The organism is Bacillus sp. MT(2024), assembly GCF_036362845.1.
In the GTDB taxonomy this organism is placed as follows: Bacteria; Bacillota; Bacilli; order Bacillales; family Bacillaceae; genus Bacillus; species Bacillus velezensis.
Map to the genome: position 1 here is coordinate 884,202 of NZ_CP143632.1, position 22,705 is coordinate 906,906.

General features: G+C 47.6%; 21 protein-coding genes. 16 read left to right on the top strand and 5 right to left on the bottom strand.

Going from position 1 to position 22,705, the window contains the following annotated elements; translation table 11 throughout:
* Window positions 1-70: 70 nt before the first annotated feature.
* On the bottom strand, window positions 71-271 hold the full coding sequence (gene cspB / locus VP472_RS04585; RefSeq protein ID WP_003155376.1) for a cold shock-like protein CspB: 201 nt from the start codon (window positions 269-271) through the stop codon (window positions 71-73).
* Window positions 272-653: 382 nt separating this feature from the next.
* Between cspB and VP472_RS04590 the strand changes: the two genes are divergently transcribed.
* A complete protein-coding gene (locus tag VP472_RS04590; RefSeq protein WP_146276407.1) occupies window positions 654-1,484 on the top strand; it encodes a MetQ/NlpA family ABC transporter substrate-binding protein in 831 nt (276 codons plus the stop codon).
* Window positions 1,485-1,500: 16 nt separating this feature from the next.
* Here the strand turns inward: VP472_RS04590 and VP472_RS04595 are convergent, their stop codons facing one another.
* Window positions 1,501-2,580: a GGDEF domain-containing protein gene (locus VP472_RS04595; protein ID WP_146276409.1), complete on the bottom strand. Its 1,080-nt coding sequence runs from the start codon at window positions 2,578-2,580 to the stop codon at window positions 1,501-1,503.
* Between the two features lie 151 nt (window positions 2,581-2,731).
* Between VP472_RS04595 and VP472_RS04600 the strand changes: the two genes are divergently transcribed.
* On the top strand, window positions 2,732-4,123 hold the full coding sequence (locus VP472_RS04600; RefSeq protein ID WP_079898187.1) for an L-cystine transporter: 1,392 nt from the start codon (window positions 2,732-2,734) through the stop codon (window positions 4,121-4,123).
* A gap of 57 nt (window positions 4,124-4,180) precedes the next feature.
* On the opposite strand, the gene VP472_RS04605 is transcribed toward VP472_RS04600, so the two are convergent.
* Window positions 4,181-4,753: a hypothetical protein gene (locus VP472_RS04605; protein ID WP_094247116.1), complete on the bottom strand. Its 573-nt coding sequence runs from the start codon at window positions 4,751-4,753 to the stop codon at window positions 4,181-4,183.
* Window positions 4,754-4,897: 144 nt separating this feature from the next.
* Between VP472_RS04605 and VP472_RS04610 the strand changes: the two genes are divergently transcribed.
* Window positions 4,898-5,437, top strand: a complete 540-nt coding sequence (locus tag VP472_RS04610) for a YhcN/YlaJ family sporulation lipoprotein (RefSeq protein ID WP_003155362.1) — start codon at window positions 4,898-4,900, stop codon at window positions 5,435-5,437.
* 120 nt (window positions 5,438-5,557) lie between these two features.
* Complete coding sequence (locus VP472_RS04615) at window positions 5,558-6,502, top strand: hypothetical protein (RefSeq protein WP_071392062.1); 945 nt, start codon at window positions 5,558-5,560, stop codon at window positions 6,500-6,502.
* On the opposite strand, the gene VP472_RS04620 is transcribed toward VP472_RS04615, so the two are convergent.
* Window positions 6,462-7,127, bottom strand: a complete 666-nt coding sequence (locus VP472_RS04620; RefSeq protein ID WP_014304688.1) for a spore coat protein — start codon at window positions 7,125-7,127, stop codon at window positions 6,462-6,464. The two genes, VP472_RS04615 and VP472_RS04620, sit on opposite strands and share 41 nt — an antisense overlap.
* 192 nt (window positions 7,128-7,319) lie before the next feature.
* Here VP472_RS04620 and VP472_RS04625 point away from each other — a divergent pair, with 192 nt between their 5' ends.
* Together VP472_RS04625 and VP472_RS04630 are read left to right on the top strand one after the other, a co-directional pair.
* On the top strand, window positions 7,320-9,374 hold the full coding sequence (locus VP472_RS04625) for a 5'-nucleotidase C-terminal domain-containing protein (RefSeq protein ID WP_146276412.1): 2,055 nt from the start codon (window positions 7,320-7,322) through the stop codon (window positions 9,372-9,374).
* On the top strand, window positions 9,371-9,967 hold the full coding sequence (locus VP472_RS04630) for a class D sortase (RefSeq protein WP_146276414.1): 597 nt from the start codon (window positions 9,371-9,373) through the stop codon (window positions 9,965-9,967). Before VP472_RS04625 ends, VP472_RS04630 begins: the two co-directional genes overlap by 4 nt.
* Here the strand turns inward: VP472_RS04630 and VP472_RS04635 are convergent.
* Window positions 9,964-10,872, bottom strand: coding sequence for an RluA family pseudouridine synthase (locus tag VP472_RS04635; RefSeq protein ID WP_146276416.1), 909 nt, complete (start codon window positions 10,870-10,872; stop codon window positions 9,964-9,966). The genes VP472_RS04630 and VP472_RS04635 overlap by 4 nt on opposite strands.
* A 109-nt stretch (window positions 10,873-10,981) precedes the next feature.
* On the opposite strand from VP472_RS04635, the gene VP472_RS04640 reads away from it, so the two are divergent.
* From VP472_RS04640 to VP472_RS04685, 10 genes are all read left to right on the top strand, one after another.
* A complete protein-coding gene (locus VP472_RS04640) occupies window positions 10,982-11,377 on the top strand; it encodes a DUF5365 family protein (RefSeq protein ID WP_007408448.1) in 396 nt (131 codons plus the stop codon).
* Window positions 11,378-11,507: 130 nt separating this feature from the next.
* Complete coding sequence (locus VP472_RS04645; protein ID WP_003155348.1) at window positions 11,508-11,930, top strand: CBS domain-containing protein; 423 nt, start codon at window positions 11,508-11,510, stop codon at window positions 11,928-11,930.
* Window positions 11,931-12,057: 127 nt separating this feature from the next.
* Entirely contained in the window at window positions 12,058-12,747 is a 690-nt protein-coding gene (locus VP472_RS04650) for an HAD family hydrolase (RefSeq protein WP_003155347.1), read from the top strand.
* Window positions 12,740-14,278 (top strand): bifunctional GNAT family N-acetyltransferase/carbon-nitrogen hydrolase family protein, encoded by a 1,539-nt coding sequence (locus VP472_RS04655; RefSeq protein WP_003155346.1) that lies wholly within the window; start codon window positions 12,740-12,742, stop codon window positions 14,276-14,278. Before VP472_RS04650 ends, VP472_RS04655 begins: the two co-directional genes overlap by 8 nt.
* 243 nt (window positions 14,279-14,521) lie before the next feature.
* On the top strand, window positions 14,522-15,874 hold the full coding sequence (locus VP472_RS04660; RefSeq protein ID WP_102422641.1) for an aspartate aminotransferase family protein: 1,353 nt from the start codon (window positions 14,522-14,524) through the stop codon (window positions 15,872-15,874).
* A 16-nt stretch (window positions 15,875-15,890) separates the two neighbouring features.
* On the top strand, window positions 15,891-16,466 hold the full coding sequence (locus VP472_RS04665) for a glycerol-3-phosphate responsive antiterminator (protein WP_025649522.1): 576 nt from the start codon (window positions 15,891-15,893) through the stop codon (window positions 16,464-16,466).
* 172 nt (window positions 16,467-16,638) lie between these two features.
* The gene (locus tag VP472_RS04670; RefSeq protein WP_003155343.1) at window positions 16,639-17,466 is read left to right on the top strand and encodes an MIP/aquaporin family protein; all 828 of its coding nucleotides are present in this window, start codon (window positions 16,639-16,641) and stop codon (window positions 17,464-17,466) included.
* A 16-nt stretch (window positions 17,467-17,482) separates the two neighbouring features.
* Entirely contained in the window at window positions 17,483-18,973 is a 1,491-nt protein-coding gene (glpK, locus tag VP472_RS04675) for a glycerol kinase GlpK (protein ID WP_007610291.1), read from the top strand.
* A 138-nt stretch (window positions 18,974-19,111) separates the two neighbouring features.
* The gene (glpD, locus tag VP472_RS04680; RefSeq protein ID WP_003155341.1) at window positions 19,112-20,779 is read left to right on the top strand and encodes a glycerol-3-phosphate dehydrogenase; all 1,668 of its coding nucleotides are present in this window, start codon (window positions 19,112-19,114) and stop codon (window positions 20,777-20,779) included.
* A 139-nt stretch (window positions 20,780-20,918) separates the two neighbouring features.
* The gene (locus VP472_RS04685; protein ID WP_071392057.1) at window positions 20,919-22,661 is read left to right on the top strand and encodes a phospho-sugar mutase; all 1,743 of its coding nucleotides are present in this window, start codon (window positions 20,919-20,921) and stop codon (window positions 22,659-22,661) included.
* Window positions 22,662-22,705 lie beyond the last annotated feature (44 nt).

Sequence of the window (22,705 nt, forward strand, 5' to 3'; positions counted from 1 at the left end):
TTGCAAAACAGCTTTTCGTTTTAGATGAAAAAAAACTGCCGGCGTACACCGGCAGTTTTTTTAAAACAATTTATGCTTTTGTTACGTTAGCAGCTTGTGGTCCGCGGTTTCCTTCAACGATTTCGAAAGAAACAGATTGGCCTTCTTCTAAAGTTTTGAAGCCTTCGCCTTGAATAGCAGAGAAGTGAACGAATACATCGTCTTGACCTTCTACTTCGATGAATCCGAATCCTTTTTCAGAGTTGAACCATTTTACTTTACCTTCTAACATGAAATTTCCTCCTAAAGCGACATAACGCTTAAATTCACTATTCTTGCTCTAAAACAAACTTCCAAGACGAAAACTCTTACAAAACTTTCTTCTTAAAGATAGTTCGAACAAAAATAATTACCTTTACTCTACCAGTAATCCGAAGAAAAAACAACTGCTAAATGTAACTTTTTTCGAAATAACATGTTTTAAGAGGAAAATGCTCTGATACGGAAATCTGATTTGAGACCAGAACGGCCCATTTTCAGCCGATAAAAACCGCATTGCAGCCTCTTAAGGAAGCAATTGACAACCCTTTTTTTAATCGGTATTGTATGTAATCATGAGCCCGAATACCATGGTGCAGCTTCTGTACATAAAAATAGATAGGGAGTAGGTCAACTTGAATCTGCGGCTTATAAACAGTCTGTTTCTTTTCATTTTGATCATGTCACTTACTTCATGCCATTATCCTGATTGGAACCGGACCATTACTATCGGAATCAATGAATCTGATCAATCGATCTGGGAGTTTGTCGCGAAAAAAGCCGGTGAGGAAGGATTGCAGCTTTCTTTGGTAACGTTTTCGGATTATGCCGAGGCCGATTTGGCACTTGCCGGCGGGGATCTCCACGCCAATGCGTTTCAATCCGTTACTAATTTTAAATCTTTGCCGCCTCATGTGAAAAAGAAGCTGGCTCCTTTAGGAACGACATATGCGGCATCGCTGGGGGTGTATTCCAAGCAACATAAACGGCTGAAGGATATACCGGACGGAGCGGTCATTGCCGTGCCTGATGAAGCGGCGGCCTTCGGCAGGGCGCTTTTTCTCATGCAGGAGGCCGGACTGATTACATTGAAAAAGGGATTCAGCGGTACGGGGTCAACGGATATGATCAAGGACAACCCGAAGCATCTGACCTTAAAAACGGAAACAAAAAAGAACGCCTATCAGGCGGCGGAACATGCTGACGCAGCAGTTCTCAGTCAAAGCGAGGCGAAAAAAGCAGGATTTCATGCGGAGAAGGACGCGCTGATCCGATCGGCGCAAATGAAGGAAGCGTATATTCATCTGATCGCCGTCAGAGCTGAGGATAAAGATGATGAACGGATGCAAAAACTCCTGTCTTTGTATCAATCAGACGATACCGCGGCGTTGATTGAAAAAGAATATGAGGGCAGCCTGATTCCCGTTTTCCTGAGGGGCGGCTTTCTCACTGAAAAGAAAGAATGATTTCCTCTTCGGGCGATCATTCTTTTTTTTCAGTGCTGCACACTTGATTGCGCCCTGATGTTTTCGCTTTGTACAGCATCCGGTCCGCGATCAGGGGCAATGTCTGAGGATCCGGTGTATTTGTCGGATAATGCGCGATGCCGAGGGAAACGGTCACGGGAATTGTATCTCCGCTCGTCAGCAGAATCGGGTTCGCGTCAATCGTGTGCCTGATTTCCTCTGCGAGGTGAAGCCCTTTTGTATAGGTGCAATTGGGCATAAGCACGGCAAATTCTTCCCCGCCGATGCGGGCTGACGTATGAGAACTGCTGAGTAAGAACCTCAGGCGCGCGCCCAGTTCCTTCAGCACTTGGTCCCCTTCATAATGGCCGTATTGATCATTGATCTGCTTAAAGTGATCAATATCCAAATAAATAAGCGCGAGCTGAGACGAGGGGGATTGAGACGCCCGATCGTACAGAACGCGCGAGACGTCCTCGAATTTTCTCTTATTAAAAATCCCCGTCAGAAAATCATAATTCGCTTGAAACTTGTATTGCTTGAACAAAACGCGGGCATCGGCTTCGTGTTTGATGATATACAGTGACAGCATTCCGCCCAAGATGGAAATGAGCCAATAATAAACGAGGGCCCCGGCAGGCTGTTCAGGCATAAGAAACAGCAGCGTCAAGGTGAAAATAACATTTGAAAAAAGCAGCATAACGAACGCCATTTTGTGATCCGGCTTTTTTCCTCTGAGGACGGCCGCAGAAAGTATCGCAATAACCCCGACTGCGGCGATGGAAAAAATGGCGCTGGCATTGAAATTGATCAGGATACGGCCTGCGACGATAATCGCAAAGGCGGCTGCCGTAGACACCCAGCCTCCGTAAAGAGCGGCGATGATAATGGGGATATTTCTGAGATCAATGATGGAATCGGAGTAAGAAAAGCCGAAAACAATCAGAAAAACCCCTAAAAGCCCGCAGACCGTCCCCTTCAGTAATTGAAACATCGGACGGTCTTCTTTATACGAAAGCGACTTTTTAAAAAGAAGGGTGAACAGATAATTAAATGTGATTAAAATCGTTAAATTAAGAAACAGTTCCTTCAGCATAACAATCACCCTTATATAAGTTACTAGAGAAAGGGTGGAAAGAAAAGAGAAAAATCAATAAAAATACATATATTGTCAATCCTTACTTGACCGATCGGAATTGATATAATATAGTGTTAAAGGATAATGAGCAAGGGAGTGTTTACCTGTTTTGGAGAATTTATTTGTAGTCTTACATGTTTTTATTATGCTTTTGCTTATAGCAGGTCTGTTTGTCATGCAAAAAAAACACGTTTCCTTTTCTAAACGTGTCTTTACCGCGCTCGGACTAGGCATTGTATTCGGTTTTGCACTGCAATTGATTTACGGGCCGGCTTCACATATCGTGACACAAACGGCCGATTGGTTTAATATCGCCGGCGGCGGTTATGTCAAATTGCTTCAGATGATCGTCATGCCGCTAGTCTTTATTTCCATTCTCGGCGCATTTACGAAGCTGAAACTGACCCATAACATCGGGAAAATCAGCGGACTGATCATCGGAATTTTGATCGCCACGACAGCAATTGCCGCGGCAGTCGGAATTGTTTCGGCGCTATCCTTTGATCTGAAAGCCGTCCATATCGACCAGGGAAGCACCGAGTTATCAAGAGGCCAGGAGCTGCAGCAAAAATCTGAGGATATGACGGCCAAAACGCTGCCTCAGCAAATCGTTGAGCTTCTGCCGGGAAATCCGTTTCTTGATTTCACGGGAGCCAGACCGACTTCCACCATCGGAGTCGTTATTTTCGCCGCTTTCCTCGGCATCGCTTTTCTGGGCGTGAAACGGAAGCAGCCGGAGCACGCTGCGACGTTTAGCGGAATTGTCGATGCGGTATACGCGATTATTATGCGCGTCGTGACGTTAATTTTAAGATTGACGCCTTACGGGGTATTGGCGATTATGACAAAGACGATCGCGACAAGCGACATCGACAGCATTGCGAAACTGGGGATGTTTGTGATCGCTTCATACGCCGCGCTTATCGTCATGTTTATCATTCACTTGCTGCTGATTACGTTCAGCGGTTTAAATCCGATCACATACGTGAAAAAAGCATTTCCTGTCATGGTGTTTGCGTTTACGTCCCGTTCAAGCGCAGGGGCTTTGCCGCTTAATATTAAAACGCAAAAAAGCTTGGGCGTCCCGGAAGGAATTGCGAACTTCGCCGGTTCATTCGGTTTATCGATCGGTCAAAACGGCTGTGCCGGCATTTACCCGGCGATGCTCGCGATGATGATTGCGCCGACAGTAGGGCAAAACCCGTTTGAACCGGGATTTATCATCTCCGTCATCGCCATCGTGGCAATCAGTTCATTCGGTGTAGCAGGCGTGGGGGGCGGCGCGACATTTGCGGCTCTGCTCGTCCTATCCGCTTTGAACATGCCTGTCGCGCTTGCCGGGCTGCTCATTTCAATTGAGCCGTTAATTGACATGGGGCGCACCGCCTTAAATGTCAGCGGCAGTATGACCGCAGGGCTGTTAACAAGTAAAATGACGAAGGAAACCGATACCGCGGTGTACAATGATTCCTCAATCGTCATTGAAGCTGAAGAAGCTTAAGTAGCGCTAAAACGAAAAAATCCTTCAACGTTGAACGAATGAAGGATTTTTTTGTTTCTAATGATTTCCGGGTTCAATTTCTTCCAGCATATTCATCACGGTGCTGTCATTTAAAACATTCACCGCGCTTTCTTCGAAGTGAATCGGCTCGGTATAGTGAGGCTTCGGCGAAGTTTTTTTACTGCGGTCTGCCTGTCCGTCCGTATGGGATGAGCCGGAGTGGTTGCGGGAAGTCTGCTCATGCTGCTGTCCGCCGGATTCCCCGCCGAAAGCCTGTTTGATCAGCTCGGCAGGCTGCATGGAGCCGGTTTGTGAATGCCGTGCTTTGTCCGTGTGCTGCTGTCCGCCGGATTCCCCGCCGAAAGCCTGTTTGATCAGCTCAGCAGGCTGCATGGAGCCGGTTTGTGAATGCCGTGCTTTGTCCGTGTGCTGCTGTCCGCCGGATTCCCCGCTGAAAGCCTGTTGAATCAGGTCAGCAGGCTGCATGGAGTGTGTACCATCTTTATGCTGCATTCGGCCTGAAACCATTCCGGAGATTTTCCGGCGGATTTCGGGTGATAAAGCTGCGATCAGAATCGATGATCCGATCAGCAGCGCTGTCGGGCTGATGCCGCTTTTTTGTCTGAACAAGTTAAATCCCTCCTCATTCAATTGATTACGCTTACCTTTCCCTTTCCTTCTGATATTTATCCAAACCGCTCAGAATGCAAACGGCGTGCATAAATCCCGCCGAATAGAAAAACCTATACGTAAAGTGAGAAAGGAGGAATTCACATGATAAAAAAACAAGCAGTTATTTCTGCCCTTCTTCTGCCGATGCTGATTACCGCAGGGTGCAGTATGGGGAACCAGGGAGAAGGAAAACGAAATGACAACCGCACCCAGAATGTAAATTACCGCAACACACCTAACGACGGTGCGACAAATATGAATACAGTGAACCGTCATAACCAAAACACCGATCACAATGACAACCGTAACCTGAGAGTGGCTGATAAAGCCGCCGACAAGGTGACTGATTTAAAAGAAGTTAAAAATGCGACTGTGATCGTTGCCGGAAACAGCGCTTATGTAGCCGTTGTTCTGACAAACGGACAAAAAGGCGCCATCGCCAACCATTTGAAAAATAAGATTACCGATAAGGTGAAATCAGCCGATAAACATGTCCGGACTGTATATGTATCAGCGAACCCGGACTTCGTTGAACGTATGCAAGGCTACGGAAAACGAATCCAAAACGGCCATCCGGTATCCGGACTGTTTGATGAATTCGGCCAAATGGTACAGCGTGTATTCCCAAACCCCAATAAATAAATGAATGGAAAAGCCGCATTTGCTGCGGCTTTTTTATTTTATCTGCCGTCACGACCCAGCGCTCCTGAGCATAAAGTAAAGAATGAGATGAAAATTAAAGGATCGGGGAGGGGAGCTTGTTTGCGTGACGGCATGGGGAAACGGGCGGCATTCACTCTGATCCTGTGCGGAGTCCTTGTCATATTGGCTGTCAGTTCAGCCGTTTCAGTAAGTATGATGTACGTCCTGTCAGGCCAAAACAGCCGCTCTGTTCCGACGAAGGAACAAGTGACTGAACACATGAATAAAGAAATTTACAAACATACAGCGATTTATTATACGGCGGATGAAAAGCCGCTCTTGGATCTGACCAAGCTTACGCTGGACCATGCAAAGCGTATCAACCAAATCATTGTCGGCTATAAAGGAGCGGCGCCTCTGGAACTCATTTTCTTTTCGGATGAAGCTGAAATGGAGCAATACTCAGGATTGAAAAATGTAGTCGGTTTTTATTCAGAGCAGGAGCAGATGATGGGGCTTTTGCCAGAAGAGAAAAAACAGCTTTTGAAAAAAGATGAGCTGGCCGTTTTCATGTATAAGCAATTGATTATACATGAATATACACACTACGCGTTTCATCAAAAAACACGGCAATTGGGGACGGATACGTCTGTATTTCCGCTTTGGTTTCATGAGGGGCTGAGCGAGTGGGTTGCGCATTATGATGTGGTCATTGATCCGATTGCATTTTCCGTCGTGCCGTTTGATCAATTAACGACCGACCGAAAATGGCAGAAATCGCGTATGGAATATGAAACGGATGTCTATTTGCAAAGCTTCTATATGATAAAGGATTTAACCGAAACATTCGGAGAAGGCATTATCTTAACCATTATCAATAAAACCGCCGAAACACAGGATTTTGAAAAAGGCTTTGAAGCGGCTACGAAAGAAAGCCTGAAACGATTTGAACATGATTTCACAAAAGCATATGAAAAAAAGAAAACGGCATTGGAGAGTCAGGATTCCAACGCCGTTTTTTTCATTAATGGAGGTTTTGCTGCTGTTGTCCCATTTGTCCTTTAATCGGAGGCATTTGCGGCTGTCCCTGCGCCGGCGCAAATGAATTCAGCATGGTCTGCATATCTTGTGCATTGAGCTGAGGAACCTGATAATAACCGTGTTTGTTTTGGTATAAGAAGATTTCATACGCCATTTCGACATATTGCTGAATTTGGGCGGAGAGCACTCTTCTTGTGACGGGATTGGTCATTTCAAGCGAACTCATCGTCAAGAGAGAAGCTTGAGCTTTAATCAGGCCGAGCATATGGCCGCTTATTCCGAGATCTTTGACATCATTTAATGATTGATTCGGTTTTTTCGGCTGAGTCGGTTTTATACCGTAGACGGCCTGGTTCTGTTCCTCCATCATATATGTCGACGTTTCCTGAGAAGGCTTTTGGCCGGTCTTAAAGCATTCTGCCGTCAGATTATAGAGTCCGAGAATGAATTGATACTGGCGGTCAAGGATGTCGGCCAGCTGCTGATCCTGTATAAACTGTCTGAGCATCATAAATTGATCCAAAACGCCGACTGTTCCGGCCAGCACTTCATGCATATCGAAAAGCTCATGTCCTCCGTGATTCACTTGCGGTGAACCCGGAATCCCCTGATTTACTGGCGGCTGCTGCTGATTCTGCTGCTGTTCCACTGGTTGTTTTCCTCCTTCATGTCAAATCACATTTAAGATGTGAAAAAAGCCGATCCGTTATACATCAAGACATATTTCGTTACATGGGGATTATTTACTATTTTGCGCCAGCGAAGACAATCTTTACAAAAAAGTGATGTGATTTTTAAGAAAATAAGCTAACGTATTTCTTAGAAGACAGGGGGGAAATGAATGAAGAAAAAAAGGGGTTTGCGTCTTTCGTACTGTTTGCTGACGGTTTGTTTTATGATGTCCAGCGTGAAAGATGCGGAAGCAATCGGGCAAGCCGGATCACTGAATGAAGCTGGAACGGATAAAGCGTATAAAGAACGGCAGACTGAAGACTCCGGCCGTGTCCCGCTCAGAATCATCAGCATGAATGATCTGCACGGAAAAATTGATCAGCAATATGAGCTTGACCTTAACGGAGACGGTAAACCGGATGGCACTTTCGGACGGATGGACTACGCCGCCGCGTACATTAAAAAGGCGAAAGCCGAGAAAGAACACGCCTTTGTCGTGCATGCGGGCGATATGATCGGGGGCAGCTCTCCCGTGTCAGCCCTTTTTCAGGATGAACCGACAGTAGAACTGATGGAAGACATCGGTTTTGATGTCGGAACTGTCGGCAATCACGAATTCGATGAAGGAACGAATGAGCTTAAACGGATCATCAATGGAGGAGATCATCCGGACGGTAAGGGGACAAGCGGTTATGACGGCCAAAATTTCCCGCTCGTCTGCGCCAACTGTAAATTGAAGTCAGGGGAGTCCTTTCTGCCGCCGTATGAAATCAAATACGTTTCCGGAATTCCGGTCGCATTTATCGGGGTTGTAACCAGATCGGCCGCGGGCATGGTCATTCCGGACGGAATTAAAAATATTACGTTTACGGATGAGGTAAAGGCCGTCAATGACGCCGCCGCTGACCTGAAGAAAAAAGGAATTAAAGCAATCGCCGTGCTCGCCCATATGTCTGCTGAACAAAATGGCTCAGCCATCACGGGAGAATCCGCAAAGCTTGCAAGCGGAACAGACTCAGAGATTGACGTGATTTTTGCCGCGCACAATCATAAAGTCGTAAACGGAGAAATCAACGGCAAGCTGATCGTGCAGGCATTTGAATACGGAAAAGCAATCGGAATCGCCGATCTCGAACTTGATAAAGAGTCGAAGGATATCGTGAAAAAATCAGCGGAAATCCAATATATCGATCAAAGTAAAATCAAGCCTGATCCGGATGCGGCAGGCATATTAAGCAAATATGAAGAGAAAGTGAAACCGATTATCAGCGAAGCGGTCGGGGAAGCGGCCCATGATATAACGGGCGGGTATTCAAATGACGGCGACACGGCGCTCGGAAATCTGATTGCCGACGGTATGAAAGCGAAGATGAAATCCGATTTTGCGCTTATGAATGGAGGAGGCATCCGGGACGGCATAAAAAAAGGGACGATCACATGGGGAGACCTATATAATGTACAGCCGTTCGGCAATGTGCTGACGAAGCTTGAAATCAAAGGAAAAGATTTGCGGGAGATCATCAACGCGCAAATATCTCCGGTGTACGGACCGGATTACAGCATCAGCGGATTTTCCTATACATGGAACCCGGAAACTGGACAAGCGGTGGATATGAAGATGGCGGACGGCACAGACATACAGCCTGAAAAAGGATATACAGTAACAGTCAATCAATTTATGGCGACAGCGGCGGGGGCAAAATACGGTCCGATCGGGAAACTCGGCAAGAATCCGGTGACGGGGCCTGAGGATTTGGAAGCGACAGTAGACTATGTCAAAAGCTTTTCCGCACCGATTTCTTATCAAACCGACGGCCGCATCCGCACGGCATCAGCCGCCGAAACACCTGATGACACCGGCAATCAGCCGGGAAGCGGGGAAACACCGGGCGGCACCGGGCCTGATAAAGGAGAAAAACCTCAAGCGGAAAAACCCGCTAAAAAACCGGATGCAGCAGAACAGCCTGATCAAGCCAAAAAACTTGAACGTCCTGTCGCAGAAGAAACAGCATCCGATACAGTGCAGTCAATTCCCGAATCCCGTCCGGCGTCTGCTGCAAATTCGGAACAAAGCACAGAACAGACTGAAAGCGGCACACAAAAAGGCCGCCCATTGCCTGATACTTCAGCGGGCAGCCATCAGACGGCATTGGCCGGCCTGGTGATCACGGGTGCCGGCGTATATTGGCTTTTCAGAAAGAAAAGGGGAGCCCGCACACGATGAACAAACTGAAACATATTCCGCTTCTCGTCATCATCGCAGGTGTTATCATCACATGTTACGGAAGCTGGAAGATCATTGATTCACATATGAAAACGAACCAATCGCTTGAAGAAGCAAAAAAAGCAACAGAACCTGTCTTGGAAAAGAAAGAAACAAAAAGCGCTGTGCTGACACAGCGCAAAAAAGAATTTCACCCCAAAACGGGTGAGGCAAGCGGCATTTTAGAAATCCCTGAAATCGACGCTGAGCTCCCGATCGTCGAAGGGACTGACGCAGATGATTTAGCAAAAGGCGTCGGACATTATAAGGACAGCTATTATCCTGGCGATCACAGCCAAATTGTGTTATCCGGCCACAGGGACACGGTGTTCCGCCGGACCGGCGAACTGAAAAAAGGAGACAGACTGAACGTGATTTTGTCTTACGGCACGTTTTCTTATAAAATCAGCCGCACAAAAATCGTCAGCCGGGATGATACGTCTGTCATCACCCTTCAACACGAGAGGGAGGAACTGATCCTGACCACTTGCTATCCGTTTTCTTACATTGGAAATGCGCCGAAACGATATATTATATATGCCGACCCGGTTTAAGAAAAATACGTTTCGGTAAAATGAGCCAGATCAGCCGGCATCGGCGCCTCGGCAACGATTTCTTCTCCTGAGATCGGATGGACGACACTGACTTTTCTGGCGTGAAGCGCCTGCCTGTGAAACAGCGCCCTGCTTCCGCCGTACAGGTCATCGCCCGCCAACGGATGGCCGATGCTTGCCATATGCACCCTGATTTGATGTGTTCTCCCGGTTTCCAGTTCAAGCTCTGCCAATGTAAGCTGCGCACCGGGATGATAGCCTTTCACTTTGTAATGGGTGACGGCGGCTTGTCCGCCGGGTGAGACGCGCCGTCTGACGGAATGTGACCTGTCGCGGCCGATCGGCGAGTCAACCGTGCCTTTTTTCGGCGTGACTTTTCCTTCCGCCGCGGCGATATAGGTGCGTTTTAATGTTTTGGTTTCGAGCTGACGGTCAAGGATTGCATGGGCCAGGCGGTGTTTCGCAAAAACGACCGCGCCTGACGTGTCACGGTCAAGACGGTGAACGTGGCGCACTTTCGCCTGTTCGCCGTTGATTTGAAAATGGTAAGCGATCAGGTTGCTGAGGGTTCCCGTCTGACCCTCTTCATTTGGATGAGTCGGCATTCCCGCCGGCTTATTTGCAATCAGCATATGACTGTCCTCAAATAAAATGTCCGGCTCTCCGTATTCAGGAATCACCGAAGAACCCGTTTTTTCCTGAAGATCAATGAATAAGCGGTCTCCGGTTTTCAGTATGATGTTGTTTTTCGTGGATGTCCGATTCACCTGAATGCTTTTTTGGTTCATCCATTCCGTTATCACGGGTTTTGACGCCTGGAATTCAGATTTCAGGACTGAAAACAGCCATTGTCCGGCGTGTTTTTCCGTAATCAGGAGTTCCAGACCGCGGTCATTTTGTTTCATATCATAAAGCTCCTTTTCAAGCGGAAAGCGGCTGTTTCAATAGGAAACACTTACCTTAGCTTTCGCGTTTTTTTCTATGCTATTCTTGATAAAGATTAAGGATATTCACATGGCAAGAAAGGTGATTGATGTGAGAATTGTGAACGCAGCGACTGACGGACAAGAAAGCGCGATACAAGAGCTTTCCTCTGAATTGTTTCAAAATGTCTTTCCTCTTTATTTCTCCGAACTGGAAATTCAGCGCTTTAAAAAAAGGGGCGTATTGTCTTTACAAAACCAACGTTACCAAGGAACTTTAAAAGAAGCGTTTCAAATTATGGCTTGTCTGCAAACGGTACATATCATGCTGTCAAAGCCGCACCCCGTATATGACGTCAAAGAGCGGGCGCTGTTTGATAAAAATTGCGCTTTGCTGAATGAATGCGGAATGAATTTTCCCTTTACCTATGATGATTTCGAGACAGGGGCCGGATCAGAAGCCTGCGGTCACAGAAGGCTGATCTGACGGGTATAAAGAGCCTTTTGACAGGCTCTTTTTTGCTTCCTTGACATGATACCACAATTTCTTTCCTCTAACTCCCTTTATAATGAGTCAAACCCCCGAGCATAATAAATGGCGAAAGGGGTGCTTTACAATGAGTTCAATCAAACAATCAATGACTACCCACGTGGCTACCGTTTCTCCCAACCAAACGATCCAGGAAGCGGCTGCGCTGATGCACCAGCATAATGTCGGAGCAATTCCCGTCGTTGACGGAGGGGAATTAAAAGGAATGCTGACAGACCGTGATATCGCATTGAGAACAACGGCTCAAGGCCGCGACGGCCAAACACCTGTTTCACACGTGATGTCTTCTCAAGTTGTATCCGGAAACCCGGAAATGAGTCTTGAAGAGGCGTCACATCTGATGGCCCAACACCAAATCCGCCGCCTTCCCATTGTCGATCAAAATCATCTGGTCGGGATCGTTGCGCTTGGAGACTTAGCGGTCGATCAGCGTTCAAATGAGTCTGCGGGAGCGGCTCTTTCTAATATTTCCAGTCAAAACACACAGTAACGGATGAAGAGAGCTTGCACTCATGCAGGCTCTTCTTTCCGTGAGAATGTTACATTTTGAATGCAAAAGAAATTCACGGTATAGTGTATACATAGGTCAGTACGTTTAGCTAAAGGAGCTGTAACCATTGATAAAAGCATTAATCTTTGATTTTGACGGGTTAATTTTAGATACAGAAACCCATGAATATGAAGTGCTGCAGGAAATGTTTGAGGAACATGGTTCAACGTTGCCTTTATCCGTCTGGGGAAAGGTGATCGGAACGGCGGCGGGGTTTAAGCCGTTCGCATATTTAGAGGAGCAGCTGGGAAGAAAGCTCGATCATGATGAACTGACGGCGATCAGGCGCGGGCGCTTCGAACAGCGGATGAAGACGGAAACGGCGCGCCCCGGGGTGGAGGCTTATTTAGCCGCGGCAAAAGAATTAGGATTAAAGGTGGGGCTCGCTTCCAGCTCAGATTTTAAATGGGTGTCGGGCCATCTGAAGGAATTAGGCCTGTTTGATGAATTTGAAGTGATTCAGACGGCTGACGACGTAGAAGAAGTGAAGCCCAATCCGGAACTCTATCTGAAAGCTGCGGAACATTTAGGCGTTGAACCTTCTGAATGTCTTGCCTTTGAGGATTCGGTCAACGGCTCAATCGCAGCCAAACGCGCCGGCATGAAATGTGTCATCGTGCCGAATAAGGTAACGAGCGCCCTGTTATTTGAAGAATACGATCACAGACTGGAATCGATGGCGGAAATGGAACTTGAATTACTCTTACAGCGATTGAACGATCAAAACGAACCGGCAGGGGGAAGCAGCATTGTCTGAGAAACTTGATCTGACCCGTTTTGAAAAGAAAATGGTCATACGGAATATGGAAGAGAAAGATATCAACAAAATTATTGAGCTGCAAAAGGATTGTTTTCCGGGGATGGAGCCGTGGGAGCCTGAGCATTTAATCAGCCATCTCGCTCACTTTCCGGAAGGTCAGTTTTGCGCCGAGTATGAAGGGGAAATTATCGGTTCATGCTCAAGCCTGATCATCAATTTCGATGAATATGATGACCGCCACACGTGGCAGGACATTACAGACGACGGTTATATCACGAACCACAACCCGGACGGATTGAATCTGTACGGGATTGAGGTAATGGTTCACCCGGAATACAGACGGATGAAAATCGGACACCGGCTGTATGAGGCGAGAAAAGACTTGGCGAGACGATTGAATCTGAAAAGCATCATTATCGGCGGGCGGATTCCGAATTATCATAAGTATGCGGAAGAAATGACGGCGAGAGCCTATGTCGAACAGGTGACACGCCATCAGATTTATGATCCGGTGCTTTCTTTCCAGCTGATGAACGGATTTACGCTCATGCGGATCAATCCGAATTATCTCCCGGATGACACCGCGTCCATTAAATATGCGACATTAATGGAATGGAACAATGTCGATTATCTGCCGCAGTCAAAGCGCTATTACAAATCGGCATTTCCGGTGCGCATCTGCGTCATTCAATATGAAATGAAAAAGATTTACTCTTTCGAGGAATTTGCCAATCAGGTTGAATATTATGTCGATGTGGCTTCAGATGCGAGATCTGATTTCGCGGTATTTCCGGAGATTTTCACGACGCAGCTCATGTCATTTCTCGAGGAGCGTTCTCCGAGTCTGGCCATTCAGAGGATTACCGAATATACCGAGGACTATATCAGCCTCTTTACAGATCTCGCGGTGAAATATAATGTCAACATCATCGGCGGCTCCCACTTCGTTGAAGAAGAGGGGAAAATTTATAACATCGCCTACTTATTCAGACGTGACGGCACGATTGAAAAACAATATAAGCTTCACATTACGCCGAATGAGCGGAAATGGTGGGGCATCAGCGCCGGAGACAGGGTGCGCGTATTTGATACGGACTGCGGAAAGATCGCTATTCAGATCTGTTACGATATCGAATTTCCGGAGCTTGCGAGAATTGCCGCGGATCAAGGGGCGAAAATTATCTTTACGCCGTTCTGCACTGAAGACCGCCAAGGCTATTTGCGCGTAAGGTACTGCTCTCAGGCGAGAGCGGTTGAAAACCAAATTTACACCGTCATCTCAGGTACGGTCGGAAACCTGCCGCAAACAGAAAATATGGATATTCAATACGCGCAGTCAGCCATTTTTGCTCCGTCTGATTTTGAATTCGCCAGAGACGGAATCGTCGGTGAAACGAATCCGAATATCGAAATGGTCGTGATCGGGGATGTGGACCTTGAAATCTTAAGAAGGCAGCGTGAAAACGGAACCGTGCGCCAGCTGAAAGACCGGCGCAAAGATATTTACCGGATTACGCATCTGAAATAAAAAAATGCCCGCTCCGCTTAAGGGGCGGGTTTTTTTATAAAAACACTTGCGCCGGCCCCGGTTTCGGGATATGCTCTTGTAGCCCTTTCGCTTTCTGGGAGAAAGCGTTTTTTTAATTGCCGCCGCTTTATTGACTCGCCCATGCCGCGCCTTTATATTCTTATTAAGAGGAAAACTTCACCATGAGAATCGGCGTCAGAAGCCGGGCAGCTTTCGATACAGTGCAATGATATTGAAAGGGAGATGAGCGGTGTGGAACATGTACAAAAAAATCAGTCACTCAAACAAAAGGATAAAGAGCTGATTTGGCACGCGATGAAAGGGGCGGAGCCGGATGACAGCATAATCGTCCAAAAAGGGGAAGGCGCCTGGGTTACGGACATTGACGGCAGACGGTATTTGGACGGCATGTCAGGACTGTGGTGCGTCAATATCGGATACGGGAGAAAGGAGCTTGCCGATGCGGCTTACAGCCAATTGAAGGAGCTTCCTTATTATCCGCTGACCCAAAGCCATCAACCCGCGATTGAGCTTGCGGAAAAACTGAATGAATGGCTCGGCGGCGATTATGTAATCTTCTTTTCCAACAGCGGATCGGAAGCAAATGAAACCGCGTTCAAAATTGCCCGCCAATACCACATTGAAAACGGCGATCACAGCCGCTTCAAATTCATCTCCCGGTACAGAGGCTATCACGGCAATACGATGGGGGCGCTCGCCGCTACCGGTCAGGCGCAGAGAAAATATAAATATGAGCCGCTCTCACAAGGTTTTTTGCACGCGGCGCCGCCTGATCTCTATCGGAATCCCGGCGATGCCGTCACATTGGAAAGCGCGCATGAAATCGACCGGATCATGACGTGGGAGTTAAGCGAAACGATTGCCGGCGTTATAATGGAACCGATTATTACAGGCGGAGGGATACTGATGCCTCCGGACGGGTATATGGCAAAGGTAGAGGACATTTGCCGCCGCCACGGCGCGCTTCTGATCAGTGATGAAGTCATTTGCGGTTTCGGCCGCACGGGAGAGCCGTTCGGATTTCAGCATTACGGCGTTTCACCGGACATCGTCACAATGGCAAAAGGCATTACGAGCGCTTATCTGCCGCTGTCGGCAACGGCAGTAAAACGGGAGATTTTTGAGGCGTATTCAGGCGGTGAGCCGTACGGCCGCTTCCGGCACGTGAATACATTCGGAGGCAATCCGGCAGCCTGCGCCCTTGCTTTGAAAAACCTGCAATTGATGGAGGACGAAAATCTGATCGCCCGCTCCCGGGAGCTTGGAGAACGGCTGCTCCGTGAGCTTGAGCCGCTCAGAGAACATCCGGCGGTCGGCGATGTACGGGGCAAAGGCCTTCTTGCCGGCATTGAGCTCGTCAAGGACAAAATCACGAAGGAACCCGCTGATGCCGCTCTTGTGCAGCACGTCATCACCGCGTGCAGAGAAAAAGGCCTGCTTGTCGGGAAAAATGGTGATACTGTAGCGGGATATAATAATGTCATTCAGCTGTCTCCGCCTTTTTGCCTGTCCGACGAGGAGCTCTCTTTCATCATTTCGACCGTCAAGGAAAGCGTGCTGAGCATTGATTTTTAAAGTAAAGGAGTAAAACATGAGTTTTCACAACCAGAAGATTCTACCGGCTATCCGGAACATGAAGCAATTCGATGCATTTTTAGAGAGTCCGTTCTTATACGGCGTCATTTTAGATATCCACCTCGGTCAATTAAAAGGTGTCGTGAATGAAGCGAAAAAACACGGAAAACTTCTGATGGTTCACGTCGATTTAATTCACGGCATTAAGCATGACGAATACGGTGCGGAGTTTATTTGTCAGGATATCCGGCCCGCGGGCATCATTTCGACGAGATCATCAGTCATCGTCAAAGCGAAACAAAAGAAAATATACGCGATCCAGCGTCTGTTTCTCTTGGATACGAGCGCCATGGAGAAAAGCATGGAATTCGTCGGAAAGCATAAGCCTGACTTTATCGAGGTTCTCCCGGGCATCGTTCCGACTTTAATTAGAGAAATTAAAGAAATGACGGGGATTCCGATTTTTGCCGGCGGCTTTATCCGCACGGAGCAGGACGTTGAAAACGCCTTGCAGGCAGGAGCCACGGCCGTGACGACTTCAGACACCGAACTATGGGCTAAATATGAACATTCTATGACAAAAAAAGATTGACACCGCTTACACCCATTGTTACAATAGACCTAGGTTAATACTATGTGATGGAGATCCGGAGACCCACAACAGCTCTTTACGGAAGCAATAAAGCGTAAAGCGGTTTGTTGTGGGTTTTTTATTCTCTATAACTCTGTCAAACCTGCTATTTTGTCATTTAGGAGGAATGGTGATGACAGCATTTTGGGGAGAAGTAATCGGTACAATGCTGCTTGTTATTTTCGGCGGCGGCGTTTGTGCGGGAGTCAATTTAAAGAAATCGCTTTCATACCAATCCGGATGGATTGTTATTGTATTCGGCTGGGGATTGGGAGTAGCCATGGCGGCATATGCCGTCGGCAGCATCAGCGGCGCTCACTTGAATCCGGCTTTAACGATAGGCCTTGCGCTTGAAGGCAGCTTTCCTTGGAAAGACGTCCCTGTTTATATTGCGGGACAGATGATCGGAGCAATGATCGGTGCTGTTGTTGTGTACCTTCATTATCTGCCGCATTGGAAGGCGACGGATGATCCGGCCGCTAAACTGGGCGTTTTCTCGACCGGCCCGAGTATTCCTCATACATTTGGGAATATGATAAGTGAAGTCATTGGTACGTTTGTGCTTGTGCTCGGCATTTTGGCAATCGGAGCGAATGAATTTACAAAAGGGCTGAACCCGCTGATTGTCGGATTCCTCATCGTTGCCATCGGGATTTCTCTTGGAGGGACGACCGGATATGCGATCAACCCTGCGCGGGATTTGGGGCCGAGAATCGCTCACGCCTTTCTGCCGATCCCGAAAAAAGGGCCGTCAAATTGGAAATATGCCTGGATTCCCGTAATCGGTCCGATCATGGGCGGTGCGTTCGGCGGCGTATTTTACAATGCCGCGTTTAAAGGAAATGTGACACCTAGCTTTTGGTTTGTAAGCGTTATAATGGTTGTAGTGCTTTTTATACTCTATATTTATACCAAGAAATCTCAATCACAGAAAACATTATCAAATTCTGAATATATTTAAAAAGGAGAGCGGCATCATGGAGACCTATATTTTATCAATTGACCAAGGCACAACAAGTTCAAGAGCGATTCTTTTTAATAAAGAAGGAAAAATCGTGCATTCCGCTCAAAAGGAATTCACACAGCATTTCCCTCAGCCGGGCTGGGTGGAGCACAATGCGAACGAAATCTGGGGATCGGTGCTCGCCGTTATCGCGACTGTGATTTCCGAGTCCGGAATCAGCGCTGATCAAATTGCCGGTATCGGCATCACGAACCAAAGGGAAACGACGGTCGTATGGGATAAAGATACCGGAAAGCCGGTATACAATGCGATTGTGTGGCAATCGAGACAAACATCCGGCATTTGCGAAGAGCTTCGTGAAAAAGGATATAATGATACATTCAGAGAAAAAACGGGACTTTTGATCGACCCTTATTTCTCAGGAACGAAAGTCAAATGGATTCTTGACAATGTAGAAGGCGCGCGGGAAAAAGCGGAAAATGGAAATCTTCTGTTCGGAACGATTGATTCATGGCTCATCTGGAAAATGTCCGGAGGCGCGGCGCACGTAACGGATTATTCAAACGCTTCAAGAACGCTGATGTTTAATATCCATGAATTAAAATGGGATGACGAGCTTCTTGATATTTTAGGCGTGCCGAAATCCATGCTGCCGGAAGTGAAACCGTCTTCTCATGTGTACGCGAAAACGGTTGATTATCATTTCTTCGGTAAGAACATTCCGATTGCGGGAGCGGCCGGAGACCAGCAGTCTGCGCTGTTCGGTCAGGCGTGCTTTGAAGAAGGCATGGGGAAAAACACATACGGCACAGGCTGCTTTATGCTGATGAATACCGGAGAAAAAGCCATCACTTCTGATCACGGCCTTCTGACGACAATCGCCTGGGGATTAGACGGAAAAGTCGAGTATGCATTGGAAGGAAGCATCTTTGTCGCAGGTTCTGCCATCCAATGGCTGAGAGACGGCATGCGGATGTTCCAGGATTCGAAAGAAAGCGAGACATACGCAGAGCGTGTGGATTCCGCTGACGGTGTTTATGTCGTGCCCGCTTTCGTCGGATTGGGCACGCCGTACTGGGACAGTGACGTGCGCGGCTCAGTTTTCGGCCTGACACGCGGAACGACGAAGGAGCATTTTATCCGTGCCACGCTTGAATCTCTCGCATATCAGGCGAAAGATGTGCTTGATGCCATGGAGGCTGATTCAGGCATCTCTTTAAAAACATTGCGTGTAGATGGCGGAGCGGTAAAAAATAACTTCCTCATGCAGTTCCAGAGCGACTTGCTTGATGTGCCGGTCGAACGTCCGGAAATTAATGAAACGACGGCGCTCGGTGCCGCGTATTTGGCCGGAATCGCTGTCGGCTACTGGAAGGACAGCACTGAAATCGCCGATCAGTGGAACCTTGATAAGCAATTCAAACCGGAAATGGAAGATGAAAAACGCGATGAATTGTACGGCGGATGGAAAAAAGCAGTAAATGCAGCTATGGCTTTTAAATAAGATAAAATTATGGTATACTGAAAACAAGTTAATAGGAACGGTCCTGAGATGAGGAGAGACCACAGCACCAAAGTGATGACATGCGCTTTGGCTGTTGTGGTCTCTTTTTCTATACCGTGACAACAAGGAGGAAGCGTAATGATGAATCACCAATTTTCAAGTTTGGAACGGGATCATATGCTGGAAGACATGACTAAAAAAACATACGATCTGTTTATTATAGGCGGAGGTATTACGGGTGCCGGTACGGCGCTTGACGCTGCTTCAAGGGGAATGAAAGTCGCTTTGAGCGAAATGCAGGATTTCGCGGCCGGCACATCAAGCCGATCCACAAAGCTTGTCCACGGCGGTTTGCGTTATCTGAAGCAATTTGAAGTCAAAATGGTGGCTGAAGTCGGTAAGGAACGCGCCATCGTGTACGAAAACGGCCCGCACGTCACGACGCCGGAATGGATGCTGCTGCCGTTTCATAAAGGCGGCACGTTCGGTTCATTCTCTACTTCCATCGGCCTGCGTGTGTATGACTATTTAGCGGGAGTAAAAAAATCAGAGCGCAGAAGCATGCTGTCTGCTAAAGAAACGCTGCAAAAAGAGCCGCTCGTCAAAAAAGACGGCTTAAAAGGCGGAGGCTATTATGTAGAGTACCGGACGGACGATGCGAGACTGACGATTGAAGTCATGAAAGAAGCCGTTAAATTCGGTGCGGAGCCTGTCAACTATTCTAAAGTGAAAGAACTGCTTTATGAAAAAGGAAAAGTTGTCGGCGTTTTAATTGAAGATCTGCTGTCAGGCAAGGAATACAAAGTGTACGCCAAAAAAATCGTCAATGCGACAGGTCCGTGGGTCGACGAGCTGAGAGAAAAAGACCACAGCAAAAGCGGAAAACATCTCCAGCACACAAAAGGGGTCCATCTCGTATTCGACCAATCCGTATTCCCGCTTAAACAGGCGGTGTACTTTGATACGCCGGACGGCCGGATGGTGTTCGCCATTCCGCGTGAAGGAAAAACATACGTGGGTACGACCGATACGGTTTACAAACAAAAACTTGAGCACCCGCGCATGACGGTGCAGGATCGCGATTATGTCGTCAGCTCCATCAATTATATGTTCCCGGAACTGAACATTACGGCGGACGATATTGAATCAAGCTGGGCCGGCCTCAGACCGCTTATTCACGAAGAAGGGAAAGACCCGTCTGAGATCTCCCGTAAAGATGAAATCTGGACATCTCAATCAGGCCTGATTACGATCGCCGGAGGAAAACTGACGGGCTACCGTAAAATGGCTGAGCACATTGTCGATCTTGTCCGCGACCGCTTGAAAGAAGAGGGCGGCCAGGACTTCGGCGGCTGCAAGACGAAGACGATGCCGATTTCCGGCGGACATGTCGGCGGCTCTAAAAACTTCGAGTCATTTGTGGAAGCAAAGACAAAAGACGGCTTGAAAATCGGTTTATCACAGGAAACCGCTAAGCAGTTAGCCATCAGATACGGCTCTAACGTTGAAAATGTATTCAGCCGGATTGAAGGCCTGAAAGATGAAGCGGAAAAACGCCAGATTCCGGTTCACATTCTGGCGGAAGCGGCTTACAGCATCGAAGAAGAAATGGCTGCGACACCTGCCGATTTCTTCGTCCGCAGAACGGGTAGACTGTTCTTCGACATCAAATGGGTGCAAACGTATAAAACGGCCGTGATTGATTACATGAGCGACCGATTCCAATGGAATGACGAAACGAAAGAAAAACACACTGAGTGGTTAAATACGCTGCTGCACGACGCGGTTGTTCCGCTCGAACAATAATAACCGGAGGGCTGTGCCGAAAAGGCATGAGCCCTTCTTTTATCTTTTTACATAAAGCATTTGGTTAAGTTATCAAGTGACACGGGCAGCCGCTTCATATTAAAATATGGTCATAAGCTGAAATTATAGGAGGACGAACATGAGTTGGAGTAAGAGTTACGAACGCTGGAATCAGGCCGAACAATTAGATTCAGAATTGAAAAAATTATTGGCGGACGCAGAAGGAAACGAGCAGCTGCTGGAAGATTTTTTCTACAAAAATCTTGAGTTCGGAACAGGAGGCATGAGAGGAGAAATCGGGCCGGGTACGAACAGAATGAACATTTACACGGTCCGCAAAGCATCTGCCGGACTTGCGGCGTATATCGCGAAACAGGGGGAAGACGCGAAAAAAAGAGGGGTTGCGATCGCATACGACTCCCGTCATAAATCTCCTGAGTTTGCGATGGAAGCTGCAAAAACCCTTGCTTCCCAAGGCATTCAAACATACGTATTTGATGAGCTCCGCCCGACGCCTGAGCTGTCTTTTGCGGTGAGAAAGCTGAACGCTTATGCCGGCATCGTCGTGACGGCCAGCCATAACCCGCCTGAATATAACGGATATAAAGTGTACGGCGATGACGGCGCACAGCTGCCGCCGAAAGAAGCGGACATCGTCATTGCGGAAGTGAATGCCATAGAAAATGAATTAACGATTCAAGTTGAAGATGAACAGTCGCTGAAAGAAAAAGGTTTGATTAAAATAATCGGTGAAGAAATTGATAAACCGTATACTGAAAAACTGACTTCCATCTCCGTACATCCCGAGCTTTCGGATGAAGTGGATGTCAGCGTCGTGTTCACTCCGCTGCACGGCACGGCAAATAAACCGGTGCGCCGCGGTCTCGAAGCACTCGGTTACAAAAACGTCACCGTCGTAAAGGAGCAAGAGCTGCCGGACCCGGATTTTTCAACCGTCAAATCGCCGAATCCGGAAGAGCACGCGGCATTCGAATATGCCATTAAGCTCGGAGAAGAACAAAATGCCGATATTCTCGTCGCTACGGACCCGGATGCCGACCGTCTCGGCATTGCCGTAAAAAACAGCGAAGGCAAGTACACAGTGCTGACGGGAAACCAGACAGGCGCGCTTTTATTGCATTACCTGCTTTCCGAGAAGAAAAAACAGGGCACCCTTCCTGAAAACGGTGTCGTCATGAAAACGATTGTCACGAGCGAATTGGGCCGCGCTGTCGCTTCATCGTTCGGATTAGATACGGTTGACACGCTGACAGGCTTCAAATTTATCGGTGAAAAGATCAAAGAATATGAAAAATCAGGCCAATACACGTTCCAGTTCGGGTATGAAGAAAGCTACGGCTACTTAATCGGCGATTTCGCGCGTGACAAAGACGCGATCCAGGCTGCGCTGTTAGCCGTCGAGGTATGCGCCTTTTATAAAAAGCAGGGCATGTCGCTTTATGACGCGCTGCTGTCCATTTTTAAAGAATACGGATATTACCGTGAAGGCTTGAAGTCATTGACGTTAAAAGGAAAACAGGGAGCCGAGCAGATTTCCGCTATCCTGACTTCATTCCGAAACGATCCGCCGAAGCAGATGGCCGGAAAACAAATCACACAGGCTGAAGACTATTCAACGGGAAAACGGACTGTATTTGCCGATCATCATGAAGAAGATATTGATCTGCCGAAGTCAAATGTCCTGAAATATTTCCTTGAAGACGGCTCTTGGTTCTGCCTTCGTCCATCAGGAACGGAGCCGAAAGTGAAGTTCTATTTCGCCGTGAAGGGAACTTCTTTACAAGACAGCGAACAGCGTCTTGCCGCATTATCTGAAGCCGTCATGAAAACGGTGGATGACATAGTGGAAAAAACGAAATAAACAACAAACCGCCGGAAGCGACATCCGGCGGTTTTTTTATACGC

Coding starts and splice junctions, on each gene's coding strand:
- VP472_RS04645 (WP_003155348.1), top strand. CDS start 11,508: ATGAGTTCAATCAAACAATCAATGACTACCCACGTGGCTACCGTTTCT.
- VP472_RS04595 (WP_146276409.1), bottom strand. CDS start 2,580: ATGCTGAAGGAACTGTTTCTTAATTTAACGATTTTAATCACATTTAAT.
- glpD (WP_003155341.1), top strand. CDS start 19,112: ATGATGAATCACCAATTTTCAAGTTTGGAACGGGATCATATGCTGGAA.
- VP472_RS04635 (WP_146276416.1), bottom strand. CDS start 10,872: ATGAAACAAAATGACCGCGGTCTGGAACTCCTGATTACGGAAAAACAC.
- VP472_RS04685 (WP_071392057.1), top strand. CDS start 20,919: ATGAGTTGGAGTAAGAGTTACGAACGCTGGAATCAGGCCGAACAATTA.
- VP472_RS04625 (WP_146276412.1), top strand. CDS start 7,320: ATGAAGAAAAAAAGGGGTTTGCGTCTTTCGTACTGTTTGCTGACGGTT.
- cspB (WP_003155376.1), bottom strand. CDS start 271: ATGTTAGAAGGTAAAGTAAAATGGTTCAACTCTGAAAAAGGATTCGGA.
- VP472_RS04630 (WP_146276414.1), top strand. CDS start 9,371: ATGAACAAACTGAAACATATTCCGCTTCTCGTCATCATCGCAGGTGTT.
- VP472_RS04660 (WP_102422641.1), top strand. CDS start 14,522: ATGAGCGGTGTGGAACATGTACAAAAAAATCAGTCACTCAAACAAAAG.
- VP472_RS04610 (WP_003155362.1), top strand. CDS start 4,898: ATGATAAAAAAACAAGCAGTTATTTCTGCCCTTCTTCTGCCGATGCTG.
- glpK (WP_007610291.1), top strand. CDS start 17,483: ATGGAGACCTATATTTTATCAATTGACCAAGGCACAACAAGTTCAAGA.
- VP472_RS04665 (WP_025649522.1), top strand. CDS start 15,891: ATGAGTTTTCACAACCAGAAGATTCTACCGGCTATCCGGAACATGAAG.
- VP472_RS04640 (WP_007408448.1), top strand. CDS start 10,982: ATGGCAAGAAAGGTGATTGATGTGAGAATTGTGAACGCAGCGACTGAC.
- VP472_RS04670 (WP_003155343.1), top strand. CDS start 16,639: ATGACAGCATTTTGGGGAGAAGTAATCGGTACAATGCTGCTTGTTATT.